We start from the raw sequence: 17,920 nt of genomic DNA, 5'->3' as shown, positions 1-17,920 counted from the left end.
GGGTGCCTCAACACTCCCGCTTCAAGCAGGCAATCCAACAGGCTCACGCGGCCGGCCTCGGCAATCGAGAGATCGCCGAGGCCGTCGGATGCCACCATCGCACCGTCGCCGACCACCTCCGACGGCTTGGCCTGAGGTCCAACAATCCCCGAGGCCGGCCGCCAGAGGCGTTGGGCGAAGGGCTCTTTCGTTGTCGGGTGTGCGGCGTCGCCGCCCCCGCAACGGAATTCGCACTCGTCAGAAGTCGTGCCGACGGCAGGCGGTTGTCGTCCTGCCACGGATGTCGGGCAGCTCAGATGCGGGCGGCACTCGCCAAGCCCTACGCCTACTTCTCCGATCGCGGGCGTCGGCTCGTTACCCGGTGCAGGACCTTGGGGGTCCCGCATGACCTGCCACGCGGATATTTGGCAGGTCTCTGGACCGCCCAGCACGGTCGGTGTTTCTACACGGATACCGCCATGACGCTGACCCTCGGGAACGGTGTCGACCAGGCCCAGGCTTCGGTCGACCGGATCTGCCCGGAGTTGGGCTACACAATGGGCAACGTGGTCCTGTGTACATTTCGGGCCAATTCCGTGAAGCGCGACGTCACACTAGACGAATTGGCCGCATGGATGCCTGGATGGGCCCATCGAGTAGCACTCGTTCTGCCAGCACTGCTCACCCGGGTCACCCCGATGGACCCTCCCCGCAGTGCTTCCGGGGTTCGAATCGCCCAGTTCAGGATTGATCGCCACAAGAGGGTGGCTGACTGGGCCAACGCCCGCCCCATAGACACAGAAAGCGCCTGACGGGCTGTGGCCCCGGCGTACCCATCTGGTGGGTCTGATCTGGTCCGGGAACGACTGTGGCCCGCCGGAGAACCGGCGGGCCACAGTCGGGTCGGGGACTACTCCCCGGGCGTCGACTTCGCGATCTGCATCAGGAACTCGACGTTCGTGCTCGTCTTCTTGAGCCGGTCCAGCAGCAGCTCCAGAGCCTGCTGCTGGTCGAGCCCGTGCAGCACCTTGCGGAGCTTGTGGACGATCGCCATCTCCTCGCCCGACATGAGGATCTCCTCGCGCCGGGTGCTCGACGCGATCACGTCGACGGCCGGGAAGACCCGCTTGTCGGCGAGCTTGCGGTCGAGCTTGAGCTCGGCGTTGCCGGTGCCCTTGAACTCCTCGAAGATGACCGTGTCACCAGTCGAGCCGGTCTCCACGAGCGCCGTGGCGAGGATGGTCAGCGAGCCGCCGTTCTCGACGTTGCGGGCCGCGCCGAGGAACCGCTTCGGCGGGTACAGCGCGGTCGAGTCGATACCGCCGGACAGGATCCGACCGCTGGCCGGCGACGCGTTGTTGTACGCGCGGCCGAGGCGGGTGATCGAGTCCAGCAGGACGACGACGTCGTGCCCGAGCTCCACGAGCCGCTTGGCCCGCTCGATCGCGAGCTCCGCGACCGTGGTGTGGTCCGACGGCGGCCGGTCGAAGGTGGAGGCGATGACCTCACCCTTCACCGAACGCTGCATGTCGGTGACCTCTTCGGGCCGCTCGTCCACGAGGACGACCATGAGGTGGCATTCCGGGTTGTTCGTGGTGATCGCGTTGGCCACGGCCTGCATCACCAGCGTCTTACCGGCCTTGGGCGGCGACACGATCAGGGCGCGCTGGCCCTTGCCGATCGGCATCACCAGGTCGATGACCCGGGTGGTGAGCACGTTCTGGTCGGTCTCGAGCCGCAGACGCTCCTGCGGGTACAGCGGGGTCAGCTTGTAGAACTCGGGGCGGTTGCGCGCCGCGTCCGGCTCCATGCCGTTGACCGTGTCGAGCCGGGCCAGCGGGTTGTACTTGTCCCGCCGCTGCTCGCCGTCCTTCGCCTGCCGGACGGCACCGGTGACCGCGTCGCCGCGCCGCAGCCCGTACTTGCGGACCTGCGACATCGAGACGTAGACGTCGTTCGGGCCGGACAGGTAGCCGGTGGTGCGGATGAACGCGTAGCTGTCGAGCACGTCGACGATGCCGGCCACCGGGACCAGGACGTCGTCGTCGTTGAACTGCTGCTGCGGCTCGCGCTCGTTGCCGCCGGCCTCGCCACGGTCGTTGCGACGGCCCCGGCGGTCGCGGAACCGGCTGCGCCGACCCCGACGGTCGCCGTCGTCGTCCCCGTCGTCGTCGCGGTCCGGACCCCGGTCCTCGTTGCGGGCCTGGCCACGGTTGTTGGCCTGGTCCGCGTCGCGGGCCGGACGCTCGGAGCGCTGGTTGTTCCGCTGGCCCCGGTCGGCCTCGTCGGCCCGGCCGGCGCCACGCTCGCGGCGCTCGCCGCGCTCGCGGTTGCCCTGCTCCTCGGTCCGCTCGGTGCGTTCCGTGCGCTCGCCGCGCTCCGTGGTCCGCTCGTTGCGGCCCTGCGAGTCCTGGGCACGCTCCCCGCGCGCCGGACGGCGCTCGTTGCGGGCCTCGTCGGTGCGGGTGCTCCGGGTGGCGGGCTCGGCGTTGGTCCGCTCCGCGCCGGTGCGCTCGGCGGCGGGCCGCTCGGCGTCGGCGCGCTCGGTGCGCGCGGGCGCCTCGGTCTGGCCGGCGGGCTCGTCCGCGGGGGCCTCGGCGGCGGCACGGCCGCCACGGGGCTGCGGCGGGCCGGCCGGGCGGGTGGCCCGGCGGGCGCGCGGCTCGGAGCGGGAGTCGTCCCCCTGTTCGGTGCCGGGCAGGCTGGGCTGCTCAGCAGCGGCAGCGGCCGGCTTCTCCGGGGCGCTGCGCCGCGTCGTCGCGGGCGCCTCGCTGGTCGTTCCAGCGGCGCCCGTGACCGGCACACCCTGGTTGGTCTGAATGGCTGCGATCAACTCGCCCTTACGCATGCGCGCCGTCCCCGAAATGCCGAGCGACGAGGCCATGGTCTGCAGCTCCGGCAGGAGCATGGCCTGCAGGCCGGTGCCCGTACGCCGACGCCGAGAGGTGCCAGCGGTCTCCGGCTTGTCGGCCGGCGCTGCGGTGTCGGTGACATCCGACTTCTGGTCGGTGATGTCGCTCAATGGTTTCCTTCCATCGATTGGCCCGGGTGTTCGCCACGAAGATCTGACGGTGACACCGAACGGCCCGTGAAACCCCGCGTCAAGATGCTCGCGGGTCTAGAACAGCCAGAAGACGCGGCCGAATGGTGACTGGCGGCGCTTGCCGTCGGACCCGCGATCCGTTCGGGGTGTGTGGGGGTGTCATAGCGATGTGCATCGAGATGACTTTATCCACGGAAGAACGGGGCACAAGCCCCGCCTGATCGCGCGCTTCGGGCGACTGTTCTCGCTTAAGCGTAGTCAACGTTGCCTAGCTGCGGCAACAGGGTCACCCCCCGCGTGTCGCTAATGAGATATCCGAGCCCCGGTCGTGTCAACTCGAAGGGGCCAGGAAGCGAAGTTATGACCGGTTATATCCGGTATAACACCGTTGTCGGGGACAAACGCTAGCACGCTCGGTCCGGCCCCGCTCACCACCGCCGGCACTCCCCTCGACCGCAGGTCAGCCACCAGTTCGGCCGTGGCCGGGGCGCCGGCCGCCCGGTAGCCCTGGTGCAGCCGGTCCTCGGTCGCCGCGAACAGCAGTTCCGGCGCGCGGGTCAGCGCGTGCACGAGCAGCGCCGAGCGGCCGGCGTTGAACGACGCGTCGACGTGCGGCACGGTCTGCGGCAACGCGGCGCGCGCCTCCTTCGTCAGACCGCGGTCCTGCGGCACGAAGATCACCGGTTGTATAGCCGGATGCGGCGCCACGGACACCGCGCGTGCACCCTCGGCCCCCGTCCAGGCGATCGTGAACCCGCCCAGCAGGCACGGCGCGACGTTGTCGGGATGCCCCTCCAACTGGTCGGCGAGCCGCAGCGCCTCCACCCGGTCGTCGGGCGCGCCCGCCAGCGCGCGGGCCGCGAGCACCCCGGCGACGATCGCGGCCGAACTGGAGCCCAGGCCGCGGGCGTGCGGGATCCGGTTCACGCAGGTCAGGGCCAGGCCGGCGGGGCGGGGGTGGCCAAGGTCGTCGAAGGTGGCGTACATGGCGCGGACGATCAGGTGCGACTCGTCGGTGGGTACCTGGTCCGCGCCCTCGCCGGTGACCTCGACCGTGACGCCGGGTGTGTCCGTGAGGGTGGCGGTCACGTCGTCGTACAGGTCGAGGGCGAGGCCCAACGCGTCGAAGCCCGGACCGAGGTTCGCGCTGGTGGCGGGCGCGTGGATGGTGACCATCCGGGCAGCCTACAAAGGGCACCCGGAAAAGTCGCACGGGTGTGGCAGTATGTCCGCCATCCGGACCACCGGCGTAGAAGGGCTCCGATACATATGCACGGTATCCAGATTGTGGGCTGGGTGTTCTCGGCCCTGACCGCGTTGGTGCTGATTGCCGGGCTCATCTTCGCCGGCGTCACCCTCAGGCGCAACGGCCGGGCGTCGGTCCTGGCGCTGGTCGCGTGCGTGGTGCTGCTCCTCGGGAGTCTGGTCTACGCGTTCGGCTACCAGGTCACCTACTCCTCGGAGGGCGGCTACATGGCGGTCTCCGGGCTCGGCGGGCTGCTGCACCTGATCGGGATCGTGTTGTTGCTGGCCGCGGCGTTGTTCCCCGGCAAGCCGGGCGCGCCGAAGCCCGACGGGTGGGGGCCCTCGCAGCAGGGACCCGGCGGGTGGAGCCCGCAGCCGCCGGACCACGGCGGCGGCTGGAACCCGCAGGCCCAGCAGGTCCCCGGCCAGGTTCCCGGGCAGGGTGGCTGGGCGCCGCAGCAGGAGCAGGGGTGGAGCCCGCAGGGTGGCTGGGGGCCCGCCGCCCCCGGTGGCTACGAACCCGGGGTTCAGCAGCAGGGCGGGCCGGGGTTCCAGGCCGGGACGGCTCCGCAGTCCGGGCCGCCGTATCAGCAGCCGCAGCAGCCCGGGCAGCCCTACCAGCAGCCTTATCCGCCGCAGTAGGGGCGGTTCGGGCGCCCGGTGAGTCGGGCGGCCGGTCGGAGGGTTCCGGGTCGACGGGCAGCCGCCGGGCCGGTGGAGAGGCGTCGGCCGGCACGGGCCGGGGGCGATGACCGGTCGGAGCCCAGGGATGACGATCGGGCTGGGCGACTAGTCGGGGCCCGGGGCGGGCGACCGATCAGGACCGGAGATCGGCGACAGGGCGGTGACCGGTCCGAGCGGCCGCGATCGGCGGGCGGGCTCGGGGCGGTCAGGCCGGGACGGGTTGGGCCCGGCGGAGCTTCGCCGTCGCGACGTACCAGCAGATCGCGTAGGTCAGGGTCAGCGCGCCGCCGACGGCCACGATCACCCGCGCGGGCACGTGGTCGGACAGCACGCCCGCCGTGCCCTGGCTCAGGGACACCGCCAGGAACGCGATCATGACGTCGGCGCTGAACACCCGGCCGCGCAGTTCGTCGGGCACCTCGCGTTGCAGGGCCAGGCTGGACATCGCCCAGTTCCCGCCGCCGGCCATGTGCGCGACGGCCACCAGGATCAGGGCCAGCCAGAACCAGGGCGTCAGACCCACCATCAGGTACGCGACGCCGTAGGTCGCCATCGACACCGCCAGGCCGGGCAGCAGCCAGCTCTGCCGGCGCAGTACCACGCCGCGCAGTAGCACCGGCCCGAACAGGGCGCCCAGGCCCCGCGCGGCGAACAGCGCGCCGAGGCCGAGCGGTCCGACGTGGAACACGGTGGCCGCGAGGATCGGGAACACGGCGAGCACGCCGTTGCCCACGCCCACCGCGCACTTGACGGTGATCAGGGCGCGGACCCGGGGGCGGACCCGCAGGTACCCCATGGACTCGCGCAGCGCCGCCCACGCCGAGACCGCGACGGTCGTCCTGGCCGCCTGGAACGGCCGGCGCACCCGCAGTTGCAGGACGATCGCGACCACCAGGCACAGCGCGCCGCCGACGAAGGACCAGTACGGCCCGAAGGCGGCGCTGGACATCCCGCCCAGGGAGGCGCCGAGCACGGCCATCGTGCCCCAGGCGCTGCCGGTGAGCACGCTCGCGGCCGGCAGGTCCTTCTCGTCGAGCAGGTTCGGCAGCGCGGCCTGGGCCGCCGGGGAGTAGAACGCCTTCGCCACGGCCATCGAGCCCATCGCGACCAGCGCCAGCCAGGCCAGACCCGGGGTGCGCACCAGGAGCAGGAGGAGCACCGCCAGGATGCTGACCGCGTTGGCCCACAGCACGATCTTCTTGCGGTCGAGCCGGTCGGCGAGCGTGCCCGTGTACGGCAACAGCAGCGCCATGCAGCCCGTGTCCACGGCGAGCATCAGGCCGCCCCAGACCCCCGAGCCCGTGAGCTGCTGCAGCAGGACCAGCAGCGGGACCATCACGAACCAGTCGCCGCCGAACATGATGAGTTCGGCGCCGAGCATTCTCCGGAAGTCGGCGTTGCTGGTAAGGAGCTTGAGGGGGGCGGACACGTTACGACCCTAGCGTATGGGGGTACGTGTGGGGATGTGGTGGATCCCGGGGAGTGGTGGGGGGTACTTCGGGGCGCGGGGTCGCGGTGGTGCGGAGTGGTGGGCTGGTGGGGGACGCGGGGGACGCGGACGGGGCCCGGAGGCGACAGGCAACGCGGGGAGCGCGGACAAGACACGGAGCCGGTGGGCAACGCGCGGAGCGCGGACAAGACACGGAGCCGGTGGGCAACGCGCGGAGCGCGGACAAGACACGGAGCCGGTGGGCAACGCGCGGAGCGCGGACAGGGCACGGAGCCGGTGGGCAACGCGCGGAGCGCGGGTGGGGCGCGGGGCTCGTAATCAGAGGGAAGGGTTTCCGGGAGGTCTGTGGGGACCTCCCGGAAACGTGTTACGCCAGGCCGAGCTCGTGGGCGGCGCGCGGCGCGTCCACCGGGATGGTGATCGGGGCCGGGGCCGAGGCGACCGCCCAGTCGGGGTCCTTCAGGCCGTGGCCGGTCACCGTGCAGACGATCCGCGAGCCGCGCGGGAACAGGCCCTCGGCCGCGCTGGCCAGCAGGCCCGCGACGCTCGCCGCGCTGCCCAGTTCCACGAACACGCCCTCGGTGCGGGCCAGCAGCTTGTACGCCGCCAGGATGTCGCGGTCCGTCACCGAACGGATCAGGCCCCCGGAGGCGTCGCGGGCGTCGAGCGCCTTCGTCCACGAGGCCGGGTTGCCGATCCGGATCGCGGTCGCGATGGTCGACGGGTGCAGCACGACCTCGCCGCGCACGATCGGGTCCGCGCCGGCCGCCTGGACGCCGATCATCTTCGGCTTCCGGGTGCTGTTGCCGGCGTCGAAGTCCTCGCAGTAGCCCATCCAGTACGCACTGATGTTGCCCGCGTTGCCGACCGGGAGGCAGTGGAAGTCCGGGGCGTCGCCGAGCGCGTCCACCACCTCGAACGCGGCGGTCTTCTGGCCCTGGAGGCGGTCCGGGTTCACCGAGTTGACCAGGGCGACCGGGTAGTCCTGGGACAGCTTCGAGGCCAGCGCGAGGCAGTCGTCGAAGTTGCCGTCGACCTGGAGCAGGCGCGCGCCGTGCACGAGGGCCTGGGCCAGCTTGCCGAGCGCGATCTTGCCCTGGGGCACGAGGACGGCGCACGTGATGCCGGCCCGGGCGGCATAGGCGGCGGCGGACGCCGAGGTGTTGCCCGTCGAGGCGCAGATGATCGCCTTCGCCCCGGACTCGACGGCCTTGGACACGGCCATCGTCATGCCCCGGTCCTTGAAGGAACCGGTCGGGTTGGCCCCCTCGACCTTGAGGAACACCTCGCAGCCCGTCCGCTCGGACAGGCCCGGGGCGGCCACCAGCGGCGTGCCACCCTCGTGCAGCGTGATCACCGGCGTCGTGGCGGTGACCGGCAGCCGGTCCCGGAATTCTTCGATCAGTCCACGCCAAGCGGCCATGCCGTACTCCTCAGTTTCCGCCCGCACGGCGGGGGACGCCGTGCGGGCCCGGTGCGCCACGCGCCCCGGTTCGTGTCAGCTCTCCACCCGCATCACGCTGGCGACCTCGCGGACCATGTCCATGCCGCGCAGTTCCGCCACGGTCGCGGCCAGGGCCGCGTCGGTCGCCGCGTGCGTCACGACCACGAGCACGGCGTCGTTGCCGCGTCCGGACTGCTTGACCGTCGAGATGCTCACCGAGTGCTGGGCGAACACCCCCGCGACGGCCGCCAGGACGCCGGCCTTGTCGGCCACGTCGAGACTGATGTGGTACCGGGTGACAACCTCACCCATCGGCTGTACCCGCAGGTCAGCGTAGCTGGATTCGCCGCGCGCCACAGTCCCCGAGATCCGGTTGCGCGCGACGGCCACCACGTCGCCGAGCACCGCGGACGCCGTGGGCGCGCCACCGGCCCCCCGGCCGTAGAACATCAGCTGGCCGGCGGCCTCCGCCTCGACGAACACGGCGTTGAACGCGTCGCCGACGCTCGCGAGCGGGTGGCTGGTCGGGATCATCGCCGGGTGCACCCGGGCGGTCACGCCGCCGTCGGCGGTGCGGTCGGCGATGCAGAGCAGCTTCACGACGCAGCCCATCGCGGCGGCGCTGGCCACGTCGGCGGCGGTCACCTCGGTGATGCCCTCGCGGTACACGTCGGCGGCGGTCACCCGGGTGTGGAACGCGAGGCTGGCCAGGATCGCGGCCTTCGCGGCGGCGTCGAAGCCCTCGACGTCGGCGGTCGGGTCGGCCTCCGCGTAGCCGAGCGCGGTCGCCTCGTCGAGCGCCTCACCGAACCCGGCGCCGGTGGTACACATCTTGGACAGAATGAAGTTGGTCGTGCCGTTCACGATGCCGGTGACCCGGGTGATCCGGTCCCCGTGCAGGGACTCCCGCAGCGGGCGGAGCAGCGGGATGGCCCCGGCGACGGCGGCCTCGTAGTACAGGTCGGCGCCGCCGTCGGCCGCCGCGGCGTGCAGGGTCGCGCCGTCCTCGGCCAGCAGCGCCTTGTTGGCGGTCACGACGCTCTTGCCGGAGCGCAGCGCCTCGACCAGCCAGGTCCGGGCGGGCTCGATGCCGCCGACGACCTCGATGACGATGTCCACGTCGTCGCGCTTGACCAGGCCCAGCGGGTCCGTGGTGTAGATGTGGTCGGGGACCGGCAGGCCGCCCCGGTCCCGGGACGGGCGGCGCACGGCGATGCCGACGATCTCCAGGGGCGCCCCGATCCGGGCCGTCAGGTCGTCAGCCTGCTCGTGCAGCAGCCGGACGACCTCGGCGCCCACGACGCCGCAGCCCAGCAGGGCGATCCGCAGCGGTTTGCCCGCCCGGACACTGTTCTCGGTACGCTCGCTCATCCCACGTCCAACCGCAGTAGGTCATCCTCGGTCTCCCGGCGCACGATCACGCGGGAGGCCCCGTCACGTACGGCGACCACGGGCGGGCGGACCGCGTGGTTGTAGTTGCTCGCCATGCTCCGGCAGTATGCCCCGGTGCCGGGTACGGCGAGAAGATCTCCGGGACCGATGTCACCGGGCAGGAATTCATCCTTCACCACGATGTCCCCCGACTCGCAGTGCTTTCCCACCACTCGGGCGAGCATCGGCGGGGACTGTGACGCACGCGACGCCAGGGTGGCGCTGTAGGCGGCGTCGTACAGGGCCGGGCGGATGTTGTCGCTCATCCCGCCGTCGACCGACACGTACGTGCGGATGCCGTCCACGTCCTTCGTCGTGCCGACCTCGTAGAGGGTGCACATCGAGGAGCCGATCAGGGCGCGGCCCGGCTCGACGGACAGGTGCGGGACCGTCAGGCCGTAGCCGGCGCACTCGTGGTCCACGATCTTGCGGAGGTTGCGGGCCAGGTCGGCCGGGGGCAGCGGGTCGTCCTGGGAGGTGTACGCGATGCCGTAGCCGCCGCCGAGGTCGAGTTCGGGCAGCTCCCGCCCGTACCCCTCGAAGATCTCGCTCTGGAAGCCCAGCAGCCGGCGGGCGGAGACCTCGAAGCCGGACGTGTCGAAGATCTGCGAGCCGATGTGCGAGTGCAGCCCGCGCAGTTCGAGGACGTCGTCGGCGAGGATCTGGTCCACGGCCTGCCGGGCGGCGCCGCCGGACAGCGAGAAGCCGAACTTCTGGTCCTCGTGCGCCGTCGAGATGTACTCGTGCGTGTGCGCCTCGACACCCACCGTCACGCGCACCATGACCCGGGGCCGGACCCCGTGGCTGCGCGCGATGGCCTTGAGCCGGTCGATCTCGGCGAACGAGTCGACCACGATCCGGCCCACCCCCGCCTCGACGGCCCGGGTCAGCTCGGCGACCGACTTGTTGTTGCCGTGCAGCGCGATCCGCTCCGGGGGCATGCCGGCGGCCAGGGCCACGGCCAGCTCGCCGCCCGAGCAGGTGTCCAGGGACAGGCCCTCCTCGGCGACGATCCGGATCACGGCCTTGGAGCAGAACGCCTTGCCGGCGTAGTAGACCTCCGCGCCGGTGAAAGCCTCCTTGAACGCGCGGCAGCGGGCCCGGAAGTCGTCCTCGTCGAACAGGTACGCCGGAGTGCCGTGCTCGGCCGCCAGCTTGCGGACGTCCACGCCGCCGAAGCTCAGCGAGCCCTCGTCGGTGCGGAACACCGTCGACGACCACAGCTTCGGCATCAGGGCGTTGACGTCGGACGGGGGGCGCAGCCACTCGGGGCCGTGGTGGCCCGCCTCGGCGTGCAGGGCGCCGGCCTCGTGGGAACTCATGCGACTACATCCGCTCGGGTGCGGTCACGCCCAGCAGGCCGAGGCCGTTGGCGATGACGGTACGGGTGGCGTCGTTCAGCCAGAGCCTGGCCCGGTTCGTGTCCGTGGCCGGCTCGTCGCCCATCGGCAGCACCCGGCACAGGTCGTAGAACCGGTGGTACGTGCCCGCCAGCTCCTCCAGGTAGTGCGAGAGCAGGTGCGGGGAACGGTGCGCGGCGGCCCGGGCGACCGTCTCCGGGTAGTCGCCGAGCGCCTTGAGCAGCTCGTGCTCCTTCTCGTGGGTCAGCAGCGCCGGGTCCAGCTCGCCCCGCGCGAGGCCCAGCTCGGCGGCGTTGCGGGCCACACTGGCGGTCCGGGCGGCGACGTACTGCACCCGGTACACCGGGTTCTCCCGGCTCGCGCTCGTCCACAGGTCGATGTCCAGGTCGATGTTCGAGTCGCTGGAGTACCGGGCCAGGGCGTAGCGCGACGCGTCCACGCCCAGCGCCTCCACCAGGTCCGCGAGCAGCACGATCGTGCCCGCCCGCTTGGACATCCGGACCGGCTGGCCGTCCCGGACCAGGTTCACCATCTGGCCGATCATGACCTCGAGGGTCTCGTCCGGGTTGTCGCCGAAGCAGGACACCATGGCGCGGAGCCGGCCCACGTACCCGTGGTGGTCGGCGCCGAGCATGATCACGACCTTGGTGAAGCCCCGCTCGCGCTTGTCGAGGTAGTAGGCGCAGTCGGCGGCGAAGTACGTCCAGTCGCCGTCGGACTTGCGGATCACCCGGTCCTTGTCGTCGCCGTAGTGGCTCGTGCGGACCCAGACCGCGCCGTCCCGTTCGAACGTGTTGCCCTGGTCGGAGAGCCGCTTGAGCGCCGCGTCCAGTTCGCCCTTGTCGTGGAGGTCCTTCTCGTTGAAGTACACGTCGAAGTGCACTCCGAAGTCCGCCAGGGACTGCTTGATCTCGGTGAACATCAACTCGACGCCGTGGGTGCGGAACGTCTCCACGTCGTTCGCGTCGGGGTGCTGCGCCCGGATCGTGTCCGCGATGTCGGTGATGTACTCCCCGACGTACCCGTCCTCCGGAATGTCCGTGCCGTTCGCGGCGGCCAGCAGGGACCGGGCGAACCGGTCGATCTGGGAACCGGCGTCGTTGAAGTAGTACTCGTTCGTCACATCCGCGCCGGCGGCCCGCAGCAGCCTCGACAGCGCGTCGCCCACGGCCGCCCACCGGACCGCGCCGATGTGCACCGGGCCCGTCGGGTTCGCCGAGACGAACTCCAGGTTGATGTTCTGGCCCCGCAGCGTCGTACTCGTGCCGTAGTCCGCGCCGGCCGTCACGATCGTCCGGGCCAGCTCGCCCACCGCCGCCGCGTCCACCCGGATGTTGATGAACCCCGGGCCGGCGATCTCCGCACCCGCGACGCCGTCGACCTTTACCAATTCGTTAACAAGGTCGGTCGCCAGGTCGCGCGGGTTCACCCCGGCCTTCTTCGCCACCTGCATCGCCAGATTCGAGGCGTAATCCCCGTGCTCAGGACTCCTCGGTCGCTCCACCGTGGCCGTCGTCGGCAGCAACGACACGTCGAGCCCACGGGCGGCGAAAACGGCGTGGGCGGCGGTCAGGACAGCTTCGGCTAGCTTTGCGGGAGTCACCCGAACATGATACGGGGGGTAAGCTTCGACCTTCGACGGCGACCTGTCCGGCGGTACCACCTGCTGGGAAAGCCGACGACCACCCCTTCGACACCCTGACGAGGAACTCGATGAGCATCACCACCCCGTCCGGCGAGCCGCGCAAGCCCGGCGACAAGTTACCCGCCAAGAGCACGGGCGAGCCGGCCAAGTCCCCCGCGGCCAGCACACCCAAGTCGGCGGCGGCGCCCAAGCGGTCGGCCGGAGCCCCCAAGAAGGGCGCCCAGCGCCCACCGGTCAAAGCAGCCGGTAAGGGGACGAAGGGCGCGAAGGGCAAGTCTTTCGCCCCGGTGAAGGTCAACCAGCAGAAGAACTGGGGCAGCATCGCGATGTTCACCATCGTGGGCCTCATCGTCGTCGGCATCATCGGGTACGGCACCGTGCAGGCCATCCAGGGCTCCAAGACCTGGGAGGAGAAGGCGGTCGCCATCGACGGGATCGTCGACTGGAAGAAGACCAACGAGAAGGAACTGGCGGCCGGCAACGGCAACCACGTCCAGGGCACCGTCAAGTACTTCGCCACCCCCTCCGTCGGCGGCAACCACAACGGCGCGTGGCAGAACTGCATGGGCGACATCTACGCCCAGCAGATCGCCAGCGAGCACGCCACCCACAGCCTCGAGCACGGCGCCGTCTGGGTCACCTACGACCCGGCCGTCGTGTCGAAGGACGACGTCAAGAAGCTGGAAGAGAAGGTCGAGGGGAACGAGTACACCTTCCTCAGCCCCTTCCCGAACCAGGGCAGCCCGATCTCGCTGCAGGCCTGGGGCTGGCAGCTCAAGGTGAACTCCGCCAGCGACGAGCGGGTCGGCGAGTTCATCAAGGTGCTGCGGAAGAACGCGTCCGTCGAGCCCGGGGCCGTGTGCTCCGGCGGGGTCACGGCGACCGGGACCACGCCGCAGGGCGGGCAGGCTCCGGAGCCGGTGCCGAGCGCGGCCCCGTCGGCCACGCCGCCGGCCTCCACCACGCCGTAGGTAGTTCCCGGTACTGCCGGCCGCCGTTCCTTCCGATCAGGGGCGGCGGCCGGATCTTGTGTCGGGCGGGGTGCCGTTGGGGCTCGGGTGCCGCTCGGGCCTCGCCGCTCGGGCCTGTGCCGCTCGGGCCTGTGCCGCTCGGGCCTGTGCCGCTCGGGCTTCTGCTGTTCGGGCGGGGCGCACGGGTTCGTGACCGGGTGCCGCCCGTACCCCCGGAATGTCGCTCTTCGTCCCCGCCGCCCGACTCGGCCGCGGTGGCCTTCGACCAGGAACCTAAGGTGGATACATGAGTGACGTGACCGCGCCGCCCCCGCAGGCCCGCCGCTGGCCGCTCGTCGTCCTGGCGGCCGTCCTCGCGCTGGCCACCGGCTTCGCGCTCGCCCAGCTGTGGCCCGGCAAACCCGGCGACGACTCCGCCGAGGCCGGCTTCGCCCGCGACATGTCCAGCCACCACGCCCAGGCCGTCGAGATCGCGATGCTCGCCTACGACCGCGCGCAGACCCCCGACCTGAAGAACCTCGGCTACGACGTCGCGCTCACCCAGGAAGCCCAGATCGGCACCATGAGCGCCTGGCTCGTCGAGTGGGACCTGCTGCCCACCGGGGACCAGCGCCGGATGGCCTGGATGCCCGACGGCTCCGGCCTGCTCGTCAACGGCCTGATGCCCGGCATGGCCACCCCCGCCGAACTCGCCGAACTCCGCGCCGCCACCGGGTCCGCCTTCGACATCCTGGCGTGCCAGCTGATGCTGCGGCACCACCTCGGCGGCATCCACATGGTCGACGGGGTCCTGAAGGCCACCGACAACTCTGAGGTCACCCGGCTGGCCACCGCGATGAAGGCCGGCCAGCAGAAGGAGATCGTGACGTTGCGCGAGATCCTCACGACCCTCGGTGCGAAACCTTTGTAATTCGAGGGTTACGGAGATTTCTGGGCCGGGTCGTGAAGGCCGGGGCCCGGGTTGGCCCGCGTGGGTGTACCGCGGGTGGGCGGTCAGTCGAAGCGGCGGGCGTCGGAGCGACGGGCCGCCCGGACGTTCTCCGGCTCGCGGGGACGCGCGGGGCGCACCCTCCCCTGGTCGCCGGGGCGCACGTCCGGTTCGCTGGGCCGTTCCGTCGGGCCACCCCGGCGGGGGATCGAGCGGTCGCCGCGCCACTGGGCGGGCACCTCCCCCGAACCGGACAGCCCCGGGACGGTCTGCGCCTCCTGGAGCTGCGGGTCGCCGTCGACCCGGGCGAGTCCGACCGCGGCGGGCGGCTGCGGGCCCCGGTTCGCGCCGGCCACCACGTCGTTGACCTTGACCATGACCGCGACGACGAACGGCAGGACGAGGACGGACCACCAGCTGACCAGTTCGGCCATGGACAGCAGGACGGCCAGCAGGACCGAGCCCTCCAGGAGCAGGAAGCACATCAACCCGCCCGGGTGGACGTGCCGGAGCCGGAGGACCCGCGCGTACAGCGGACGGTGGGGCTGTGGGGTCACCGGCCACCGCCCCGGCGGGCCTGCGCGACGGCGAGGACGGCTCTCTCCAGCGCGTACACCCGGTCGTCGGCCCCGCCCTTCACGTCCGAGTTGACCCGGGCGGCGGCGCGCATCGCCACGACCAGGCCCTCCGGGGTCCAGCCCCGGGCCTGGCGCTGGGCGCGCTCGACCTTCCACGGCGGCATCCCCAGCGAACTGGCCAGCTGGAAACCGCTGCCGGTGGCACCCGCGACCCGGGCCACGGACCGCACCCCGTCGGCGAGCGCGTCGGCGATCGGCACCGGGTCGACCCCGACAGCGAGCGCCCACCGTAGCGCCTCCAGTGCGCCGGGCGCGTCCCCGACCACGGCGGCGTCGGCGACCGTGAAGCCGCTGACCTCCGCCCGACCCCGGTAATAGCGGTGCACGACATCGAGCGTGATCTTGCCGCCGGTGTCCGCGACGAGCTGCGAGCACGCGGAGGCGAGTTCCCGCAGGTCGTTGCCGACGGCGGACAGCAGCGCGTCGGCCGCGTCCTCCGGGCACGAACCGCCGGCCCGCCGGATCTCGTCCCGCACGAACGCCAGCCGCTCCCGGGGCTTCGTCACCTTCGCGGCGGGCACGATCTCCGCCCCGGCGGCCTTCAGCCCGTCCGCGAGCGCCTTGCCCTTGGCCCCGCCCAGGTGGGTGACCACGAGACACACCTCGGGGTCGGGGTTCTTCGCGTACGCGAGCAGGGTCGCGATCAGGTCCTTCTTGGCGTCCTGGCCGTTGCGGAGCACCAGCACCCGCCGGCCGCCGAACAGGGACGGGCTGACCGCCTCGGCGAGCGCGCCCGGCGCGAGGTCACCGGCGTCGTACTCCCGGATGTCCGCGTCCGGCTCGCCCTCCCGGGCGGCGCGCACGGTGGCGGAGACCGCCCGGGACGCCAGGAACTCTTCGTCGCCGAGGATCAGCCTGAGGGTGCCGCTAGCCGCAGTGCTCACCCGGCCATCGTCCCATGGACGGCGCGGGTCCGCCGAGTACCGGGCGTGCCGATAGCCGACTTCCCCGCCCCTGCCCTCCCCCTCCCCGGCCAGCCCGGTCACGGCGGCTTCCCGGTGCGCCTGGTCACCGCCAACCCCGCCCGCCCGGCCGACACCGCCACATCCCCGTCCCGGTCGGTCCGCGACACCTGCGCCCCGCCGCCGCCCAACCTGTCGAGCAGCCCCTGGTTCGGATGCCCGTACCCGTTGCCGGCCCCCACGGACACCACCGCCACGGCGGGCCCGACAGCCGCCAGGAACGCCCAGTCCTGGTACGCGCTGCCGTGGTGCGCCACCTTGAGCACGTCCGCGCGTACGTCGAGCCCGGCCAGCACGTGCTGCTCCTCCGTCTCGGCGTCCCCGGCGAGCAGGATCCGGACGCCGCCGACGGTCGCGAGGACGACGAGGGAGTTCTCGTTGGGGTCGCTGCGGGTGCCGACGAGCCGGCGGGTGGGGCCCAGTACCCGTAGGCGCACGTCCCCCACCTGGTACTCCGCACCGGCCGCCGGGCTGCTCACCTCCGCCCCGGCGCGCCCGGCCGCGTCACGCACCGCCTGCGCCCCGGCCCCGGGCTCGGCGAACTCGGGGGCCAGGACCGCGCCGAGCCGCCGCCCGGAGAGGGCGCCGGGCAGGCCGTCGACGTGGTCCGCGTGGAAGTGGCTGACGACCAGCAGGGACACGGTGTGCACCCCGAGCCGGCGCAGGCACGCGTCGACCCGGTTCGGGTCGGGTCCGGCGTCGACGAGGACCGCCTCGCCGTCCCCAGCCCGCAGGACGAGCGCGTCGCCCTGTCCGACGTCGCACGCGACGAACACCCAGCCGGGCGGCGGCCAGCCGGGGGCGAGCAGCCGGACGTGTACGGCCCCGAGGGCGATGCCGAGCACGGCGACGGCGACGACCCGGCGGACCAGGCGGTACCGGCCGGCGCACAGCAGCGCCAGCGTCAGCCCGCCGAGCAGCAGGCCACCGGTGGCGCCGCCCGGCCACGGCAGCGCGCCGGCCGGCACGTCGGCCCCGGTCCGGGCGACGAGGACCAGCCACCGGGCGGCCCAGCCGGCGAGCCAGGCCAGGAATCCGGCCCCGTCCGGCCAGAGCGGGGACAGCAGGGCCGCGGCGACGCCCAGGATGGTGGCCGGGGCGACGGCGGGTTCCGCGAACAGGTTCGCCGGGACCGCGACGAGGCTCACCGACGAGGACAGCACGGCGATCAGCGGCCCGCAGGCGACCTGGGCGGCGGCGGGCACCGCGAGCGCCTCGGCGAGTCCTCGGGGGACTCCGCGCCGCCGGAGCGCGTCCCGCCAGGCCGGGGCGAGGAACAGCAGCCCGGCGGTGGCGGTGACCGACAGGGCGAAGCCCATGTCCCCGGCGAGCTCGGGGTCGAGGACGACCAGGCCCAGTACCCCGGCGGCGAGTGCCGGCACCGCCGCCCGGGGCCGTCCGGAGGCCAGACCGACCAGGCCGACGGTACCCATCGCGGCGGCGCGCAGCACGCTGGGCGAGGGCCGGGCGAGCAGGACGAAGCCGACCAGCGCCAGCGCGCCGAGCACCGCGGTCGTCCTCGGACCGGCCCGGCACCACCCGGCCACGAACAACACACAGCCGATCACGATCGCGCAGTTCGCCCCGGAAACAGCCACTAAGTGGGTCATCCCGGTGGTCTTGAAGTCCTCGGCGAGCCCCGGATCGAGCCGACTGGTGTCCCAGACGACCAGACCGGGGAGCAGGCCGCCGGCGGGCCCGGAGACGGACCGGCTGGCCCGCTGCAGGCCGGCGCGCAGGCCGCCGGTGCCCCGCTGGTACCACGGGGGTGTGCCCACCAGCTCCGGCGTCCCGGACACCGAGAGGGTCGCCGCGCGCAGGTCACCGCCCCGGGGCGGCGCGAACCTGGCCACAGCCCGCACCCGCTGGCCGGGCAGCAACCCGGCCCAGCCGGCACCGTTCGCGAGCACCGTGACCCGCACGTCGAGGGTCACCTCGTCGCCCCCTGCCAGCCCACGCACACCGACACCCCGGTTCAGCCCACGCACGGCGCCGCCGCTGTTCGGCCCACTAACGCCGACACCATCGTTCAGCCCACGCGCAGCGCCGCCGCTGTTCGGCCCACTAACGCCGACACCATCGTTCAGCCCACGCGCAGCGCCGCCGCTGTTCGGCCCACTAACGCCGACACCATCGTTC

Annotated in this window: 13 protein-coding genes and 2 pseudogenes; 5 read left to right on the top strand and 10 right to left on the bottom strand. The window is 72.3% G+C overall.

What is annotated here, in order from left to right; translation table 11 throughout:
- Window positions 1-2: 2 nt before the first annotated feature.
- A pseudogene (locus AB0M43_RS24915) lies at window positions 3-113 on the top strand (helix-turn-helix domain-containing protein); the annotation flags it as partial.
- Window positions 114-458: 345 nt separating this feature from the next.
- Complete coding sequence (locus tag AB0M43_RS24910; RefSeq protein WP_363728587.1) at window positions 459-791, top strand: hypothetical protein; 333 nt, start codon at window positions 459-461, stop codon at window positions 789-791.
- Window positions 792-889: 98 nt separating this feature from the next.
- On the opposite strand, the gene rho is transcribed toward AB0M43_RS24910, so the two are convergent.
- Both rho and thrB read right to left on the bottom strand, forming a co-directional pair.
- Window positions 890-3,001 (bottom strand): transcription termination factor Rho, encoded by a 2,112-nt coding sequence (gene rho / locus AB0M43_RS24905; protein WP_363728169.1) that lies wholly within the window; start codon window positions 2,999-3,001, stop codon window positions 890-892.
- Window positions 3,002-3,325: 324 nt separating this feature from the next.
- Window positions 3,326-4,198, bottom strand: a complete 873-nt coding sequence (gene thrB / locus AB0M43_RS24900) for a homoserine kinase (protein ID WP_363728168.1) — start codon at window positions 4,196-4,198, stop codon at window positions 3,326-3,328.
- Between the two features lie 93 nt (window positions 4,199-4,291).
- On the opposite strand from thrB, the gene AB0M43_RS24895 reads away from it, so the two are divergent.
- Complete coding sequence (locus tag AB0M43_RS24895; RefSeq protein ID WP_363728167.1) at window positions 4,292-4,909, top strand: hypothetical protein; 618 nt, start codon at window positions 4,292-4,294, stop codon at window positions 4,907-4,909.
- Window positions 4,910-5,156: 247 nt separating this feature from the next.
- On the opposite strand, the gene AB0M43_RS24890 is transcribed toward AB0M43_RS24895, so the two are convergent.
- The 5 genes from AB0M43_RS24890 to argS all read right to left on the bottom strand — a co-directional run bounded on the left by AB0M43_RS24890 (window position 5,157) and on the right by argS (window position 12,240).
- Window positions 5,157-6,380 carry an MFS transporter gene (locus tag AB0M43_RS24890; RefSeq protein WP_363728166.1) on the bottom strand — a complete coding sequence of 408 codons (1,224 nt, stop codon included), beginning with the start codon at window positions 6,378-6,380 and terminating at the stop codon, window positions 5,157-5,159.
- 388 nt (window positions 6,381-6,768) lie between these two features.
- Window positions 6,769-7,824 (bottom strand): threonine synthase, encoded by a 1,056-nt coding sequence (gene thrC, locus AB0M43_RS24885; RefSeq protein ID WP_363728165.1) that lies wholly within the window; start codon window positions 7,822-7,824, stop codon window positions 6,769-6,771.
- Between the two features lie 75 nt (window positions 7,825-7,899).
- Window positions 7,900-9,174, bottom strand: a complete 1,275-nt coding sequence (locus AB0M43_RS24880) for a homoserine dehydrogenase (RefSeq protein WP_363728558.1) — start codon at window positions 9,172-9,174, stop codon at window positions 7,900-7,902.
- 38 nt (window positions 9,175-9,212) lie between these two features.
- The gene (gene lysA / locus AB0M43_RS24875; protein ID WP_363728164.1) at window positions 9,213-10,598 is read right to left on the bottom strand and encodes a diaminopimelate decarboxylase; all 1,386 of its coding nucleotides are present in this window, start codon (window positions 10,596-10,598) and stop codon (window positions 9,213-9,215) included.
- A gap of 4 nt (window positions 10,599-10,602) precedes the next feature.
- On the bottom strand, window positions 10,603-12,240 hold the full coding sequence (gene argS / locus AB0M43_RS24870; RefSeq protein WP_363728163.1) for an arginine--tRNA ligase: 1,638 nt from the start codon (window positions 12,238-12,240) through the stop codon (window positions 10,603-10,605).
- A gap of 110 nt (window positions 12,241-12,350) precedes the next feature.
- On the opposite strand from argS, the gene AB0M43_RS24865 reads away from it, so the two are divergent.
- A complete protein-coding gene (locus AB0M43_RS24865; protein WP_363728162.1) occupies window positions 12,351-13,253 on the top strand; it encodes a DUF3105 domain-containing protein in 903 nt (300 codons plus the stop codon).
- Window positions 13,254-13,539: 286 nt separating this feature from the next.
- Window positions 13,540-14,163 (top strand): DUF305 domain-containing protein, encoded by a 624-nt coding sequence (locus AB0M43_RS24860; RefSeq protein WP_363728161.1) that lies wholly within the window; start codon window positions 13,540-13,542, stop codon window positions 14,161-14,163.
- Window positions 14,164-14,246: 83 nt separating this feature from the next.
- On the opposite strand, the gene AB0M43_RS24855 is transcribed toward AB0M43_RS24860, so the two are convergent.
- From AB0M43_RS24855 to AB0M43_RS24845, 3 genes and pseudogenes are all read right to left on the bottom strand, one after another.
- A complete protein-coding gene (locus AB0M43_RS24855) occupies window positions 14,247-14,738 on the bottom strand; it encodes a hypothetical protein (protein WP_363728160.1) in 492 nt (163 codons plus the stop codon).
- Window positions 14,735-15,703: a DNA polymerase III subunit delta gene (gene holA / locus AB0M43_RS24850; protein ID WP_363728159.1), complete on the bottom strand. Its 969-nt coding sequence runs from the start codon at window positions 15,701-15,703 to the stop codon at window positions 14,735-14,737. Before holA ends, AB0M43_RS24855 begins: the two co-directional genes overlap by 4 nt.
- Window positions 15,704-15,801: 98 nt before the next feature.
- Window positions 15,802-17,661, bottom strand: a pseudogene (locus AB0M43_RS24845) (ComEC/Rec2 family competence protein); the annotation flags it as partial.
- Window positions 17,662-17,920 lie beyond the last annotated feature (259 nt).

Source organism: Longispora sp. NPDC051575, assembly GCF_040681875.1.
In the GTDB taxonomy this organism is placed as follows: Bacteria; Actinomycetota; Actinomycetes; order Mycobacteriales; family Micromonosporaceae; genus Longispora.
The sequence above is the reverse complement of the archived record's forward strand: the minus strand, read 5'-3'. Positions and strand labels throughout refer to the sequence as shown.

Coding starts and splice junctions, on each gene's coding strand:
- thrC (WP_363728165.1), bottom strand. CDS start 7,824: ATGGCCGCTTGGCGTGGACTGATCGAAGAATTCCGGGACCGGCTGCCG.
- thrB (WP_363728168.1), bottom strand. CDS start 4,198: ATGGTCACCATCCACGCGCCCGCCACCAGCGCGAACCTCGGTCCGGGC.
- lysA (WP_363728164.1), bottom strand. CDS start 10,598: ATGAGTTCCCACGAGGCCGGCGCCCTGCACGCCGAGGCGGGCCACCAC.
- AB0M43_RS24910 (WP_363728587.1), top strand. CDS start 459: ATGACGCTGACCCTCGGGAACGGTGTCGACCAGGCCCAGGCTTCGGTC.
- AB0M43_RS24860 (WP_363728161.1), top strand. CDS start 13,540: ATGAGTGACGTGACCGCGCCGCCCCCGCAGGCCCGCCGCTGGCCGCTC.
- AB0M43_RS24895 (WP_363728167.1), top strand. CDS start 4,292: ATGCACGGTATCCAGATTGTGGGCTGGGTGTTCTCGGCCCTGACCGCG.
- AB0M43_RS24865 (WP_363728162.1), top strand. CDS start 12,351: ATGAGCATCACCACCCCGTCCGGCGAGCCGCGCAAGCCCGGCGACAAG.